Source organism: Microcystis viridis FACHB-1342 (assembly GCF_014698335.1).
GTDB lineage: Bacteria > Cyanobacteriota > Cyanobacteriia > Cyanobacteriales > Microcystaceae > Microcystis > Microcystis ichthyoblabe_A.
This window is the reverse complement of the sequence record NZ_JACJSV010000133.1, coordinates 1-3120: the sequence shown is the minus strand read 5'-3', so window position 1 is coordinate 3120 and position 3120 is coordinate 1. Positions and strand designations below refer to the sequence as shown.

Sequence of the window (3120 nt, the reverse complement as noted above, 5' to 3'; positions counted from 1 at the left end):
TCTGATAAGTTTTGATAATCCATAATTTTGCTAATAAACATAGCAAAATTATAGATGATTTCCTGACCTAAGATCACATTTTATTCTTTTTTCCACTTCAATCTAAGAATTGAGAAAAAAGCAAAACCTTATATTATACCATAAAAAAATTATGCAAGAGGTCTATTAAAAAGTACGGTAAAAGGTTGATGAACCCCTATATCATCCTCAATGTAGATGGATTTGATGTTATGTTCATTGGTATTGTCACCGAAGAGGTTCTTAGTGCCTTAAAGCTGGACAAAAGCATTGGTACATTTGTTGGACTAGAAGATGCAGCGGCTGAAGTTGGTAAGATCTGTAATACCTACAAAAATGAAGATATTGATTTGACAATTCTCCTAACTCACATTGGTTTTGAAGAGGATCAAAAGTTAGCGGCTATGTTAGACCCTGAGTGGGGGGTGGACATGATCATTGGTGGACATTCTCATACACTTTTAGAACAGCCTGCCCAAGTAAACAACATTTTAATCACCCAGGCCGCCGTTGGGACTGATCAGATCGGACGTTTCGATATTACAGTAGACGACGATACGAACAGCATTGTCGAATGGAAATGGGAACTTATTCCTATTAATGATCAGGTAGCTAGTCCTGACGTAGATTTGCAAAATTTTATCAATACCTACAAAGAACAAGTAGATCGCAAGTACAATCGTATTGTTAGCCGTTTAAATCGTCAATTGACTCATCCCGTGCGCGAACAAGAAACTGAGTTAGGTAATTTAATCGCTGATATCTTCTTAGAAATAGATACGATTGATGTCGTGCTTGTCGGTAGTGGTTCCATACGAGGTAAAGAATTAGGGCCTGTGGTCACTCTTGAAGATCTTAAGAAGGTTTATCCCTATGATGGTTCTCTTTATAAAATTAAAGTTACCGGAGCGCAACTGACAAAGGTATTTACCCATTTTCTGCGCCCAGAAAACAGAAAGCCTGGGGAAAGTCAATGTTATCAAATCAGCAAAGGTGTTCGAGTAGTTTATAACAATACTAAGAAAGCAATTGAATCTTTCAGTATTAATGAACAACCTGTAGAGGCTGATCGTTTATATGTAATCTGCGTGCAAGATTATCATTATCAAAATTCACTGAAGAGTTTGAATCTCACGCCTGAAGAAATAGCTAACGCTAAAGTTGTTACTACTTCAAGCCAAGGTGTTCTTGAAGAATATTTAAGTACTCATCAACTTCTTGACGGTCAAGTGGAAGGACGCTGGACTTTTGTTAACTAGAGTTTATGACTCTAGCAAATTCGTGAAGCGTCTGAATGGAAACGATGTGTAGGGTTAATTCATGAATTAACCCTACAATTTTTTTACTTCTAATTAGTTAAGCGTCTGGTACTAAATTCGGTTATTAAAGACTGATTATCTATTCCCATTTTGCTGTTCGGCTATCCTGATATGTAGCCTATACTCAACGGATTTAGTATTAAACATCCGAAGTAACCGTGAGCGGCGATGCTGTATGCTTTTTTATGTTAATGGATTCTTTAAATCCTTTTATAATCCCTATTATTCGAGTTCTTGAGGTTCAATAACCAACTTAATTCCCTGAATAATTAATTTGATTTTTTTCCTTGTGGTTCTCCTAAATCAATCCAATAAATATCACCTTGAAAAATCGTCATATTTACTCAGATAATTGGCGTTGATGATGGCGTATTCCCTCTAACATCAAAGTTTCTGATTCATCCGATCTATCACTATAAGCTTCATTCCAACTATCCATTAATACCTGTTTAGTTATTTTTTGATTATTCAATCCTAATTATTGATGTAACTTCTCCAATAACCATTGTTTATCTTCATCTCCCCTGATTCAACGCCTAAGACAACTAAAAATAAAACAGAAACAGCAAGTAGTATTTATAAAGGAATATGAGTAATCCGGTCTTGATAATCTTGGGCATCGCCTAATAAAGCAATGAGAATTAAATTCTCAATAATCTCTTTGATTGTTGCTTTAGGACGCAAGACAAAAATCCCTGGACTATGACGACTTTGTGCCAGATGATCAGCTAAATGAACAGGCATAGAAGTCCGATTATTTGTGACTAAAATAAAGTGATTTGCTTCGCACCAAATTAAAATTTCTGGGTCTAAGGTGCTTTTCGACGGAACACCAGGTTCGCCAATCATCCAAACCGTTAAATCAGAGTGACGGCGCAATAATTGCTCCCGATACAGCGGCGGTAAATTTTCATCAATTAGATACTGAATACTCATTGATATTTTCTGATGCTATTTCCGCCTTGAATTTCCGCATTTTCTCCACAAAAGCGGGAGGGTTCAAATCCTGTTCTTGTTCTCCTTTTTGACAATGTTCTAGCCATTCTGCCAGATATTGACTAACTCGGTCTTTTTCGTGCAGGTAATAGAGAATAGTGGCATGGATTTGTTCTAGGGTAAGGGTAGGATAAATTTGCCCAATCTCTTCAGGGGTACGGGCGCGGTAAATGTATTCATATAAGATAGTTTCAATGCCAATGCGGGAGTTTTTTAAGCGAATGTCATTGGGAGTCAAAAAATTAAAGTAGTCTTCGAGTTGCATCGGTTAATACTCCTATTGATAAATTCGTACTTTTTTGTATCATCAATCAAGCCAATAAATCTCTCCTTGAATATTATGATTCTAACAACAAAAAAGCACCCCCTCGCGGGAGTGCCTTTTCGTTCAGACTAGAACTTAACCATTGATAGCAGGAGCAGTCAGAGCTACAGGAGCCTGTTCACCACTAGCTAAGTCTAAGGGGAAGTTGTGAGCATTACGCTCGTGCATTACTTCCATCCCGATACCAGCGCGGTTCAGCACATCGGCCCAGGTACCGATTACACGACCTTGAGAATCGAGAATCGACTGGTTGAAGTTGAAACCGTTGAGGTTAAACGCCATGGTGCTAACACCCATTGCCGTAAACCAGATACCGATTACCGGCCATGCACCTAAGAAGAAGTGCAGAGAGCGGCTATTATTGAAAGAAGCGTATTGGAAGATTAAACGTCCGAAGTAACCGTGAGCGGCAACGATATTGTAGGTTTCTTCCTCTTGACCGAATTTGTAACCGTAGTTCTG

At 38.1% G+C, this 3120-nt stretch carries 3 protein-coding genes and 1 pseudogene; 1 reads left to right on the top strand and 3 read right to left on the bottom strand.

Going from position 1 to position 3120, the window contains the following annotated elements; all coding sequences use genetic code 11:
- The first annotated feature begins 188 nt into the window (after positions 1-188).
- Entirely contained in the window at positions 189-1277 is a 1089-nt protein-coding gene (locus H6G40_RS23585; protein ID WP_242028834.1) for a bifunctional metallophosphatase/5'-nucleotidase, read from the top strand.
- A gap of 636 nt (positions 1278-1913) precedes the next feature.
- On the opposite strand, the gene H6G40_RS22710 is transcribed toward H6G40_RS23585, so the two are convergent.
- From H6G40_RS22710 to H6G40_RS22700, 3 genes and pseudogenes are all read right to left on the bottom strand, one after another.
- Positions 1914-2273 carry a DUF5615 family PIN-like protein gene (locus tag H6G40_RS22710; RefSeq protein ID WP_002732058.1) on the bottom strand — a complete coding sequence of 120 codons (360 nt, stop codon included), beginning with the start codon at positions 2271-2273 and terminating at the stop codon, positions 1914-1916.
- Positions 2251-2598, bottom strand: coding sequence for a DUF433 domain-containing protein (locus H6G40_RS22705; protein ID WP_008204811.1), 348 nt, complete (start codon positions 2596-2598; stop codon positions 2251-2253). Before H6G40_RS22705 ends, H6G40_RS22710 begins: the two co-directional genes overlap by 23 nt.
- A gap of 135 nt (positions 2599-2733) precedes the next feature.
- Positions 2734-3120: pseudogene (locus H6G40_RS22700) on the bottom strand (photosystem II q(b) protein); the annotation flags it as partial.